This window comes from Litoreibacter roseus, from assembly GCF_009811795.1.
GTDB classification, from domain to species: domain Bacteria; phylum Pseudomonadota; class Alphaproteobacteria; order Rhodobacterales; family Rhodobacteraceae; genus Litoreibacter; species Litoreibacter roseus.
In genome coordinates, this window is sequence record NZ_BLJE01000024.1 from 1 (window position 1) to 932 (window position 932).

2 protein-coding genes are annotated in these 932 nt (G+C 45.7%); both read left to right on the plus strand.

Annotated features, from left to right (window positions below):
- Window positions 1–377 precede the first annotated feature (377 nt).
- Window positions 378–554: a hypothetical protein gene (locus KIN_RS22190; protein ID WP_159811275.1), complete on the plus strand. Its 177-nt coding sequence runs from the start codon at window positions 378–380 to the stop codon at window positions 552–554.
- A gap of 76 nt (window positions 555–630) precedes the next feature.
- Window positions 631–843 (plus strand): hypothetical protein, encoded by a 213-nt coding sequence (locus KIN_RS22195; protein ID WP_159811277.1) that lies wholly within the window; start codon window positions 631–633, stop codon window positions 841–843.
- Window positions 844–932 lie beyond the last annotated feature (89 nt).

Sequence of the window (932 nt, forward strand, 5' to 3'; positions counted from 1 at the left end):
TACGCCCAAACCGCGTAGCCAATGACTGAGCGTGGGAAACGAAACCCCTTGAGACGGGATAGATCAGACAGATTCAACATGTCATCGCGCTACAACGGCAAGTTGGTTGCAACAACCTGACAATGCCCATAAAACTGATCAACAAAAAAATCTGGTAGACTGTTGAACCAGTTAATCCCGCTCCATCCCGGGTACCGCATTTTCAAACTACACTCAGAACTGCAAGGCGGCCACCTGACACGCAAATCTGTATATGGATAGAGCCATGCTTCCATTCAGCAGGTTTGCGCTCATTTTTGTAAGTCAAATGATGATTAATAATTCATTTACATTTAGGCAAACATCTTGCTGATGCGCGGATAGTTTGAAGGTGAAATATGCTCGGAATTGAAGATTTAATCAAACGTACACAAAGTGCAGCCAACGCCGCTAGACTAGAAGGCTTTGAAAATACAGCGCTTTCTCTCGCGGAAATTGCGCGTGACATCCAAGCGGCGTGGATTGATCAAGAGATAAGCCGTCATAAAAATGATATATCCGATATAGTTGGATAGCTATCCCTATCGTTTTTACTGATTTGTTTCACACTGCTTCGGTAGCGTTCACTATAGGCACTGGGAGGATTTTTCGATGAACATAAACGAAGACTATCTAGCCCACATTTTAGATGAACTTGACCGCTTTGCCGCAACCAACGATTTACCTCTGGTTCATCGCAAGGTAGAGCAAACGAGAAAATTGCTGAAAATCGAGCTCGATGAACAGCACCAAGCGCTTTCGATGGTGAACGATAAGCGTCGCGAGCGGCATTGTCAGGTTGTTGCAACCAACTTGCCGTTGTAGCGCGATGACATGTTGAATCTGTCTGATCTATCCCGTCTCAAGGGGTTTCGTTTCCCACGCTCAGTCATTGGCTACGCGGTTTGGGCGTA

Bases quoted from the DNA above. Each gene is read 5' to 3' on its own strand.
- KIN_RS22190 (WP_159811275.1), top strand. From the start codon at position 378: ATGCTCGGAATTGAAGATTTAATCAAACGTACACAAAGTGCAGCCAAC.
- KIN_RS22195 (WP_159811277.1), top strand. From the start codon at position 631: ATGAACATAAACGAAGACTATCTAGCCCACATTTTAGATGAACTTGAC.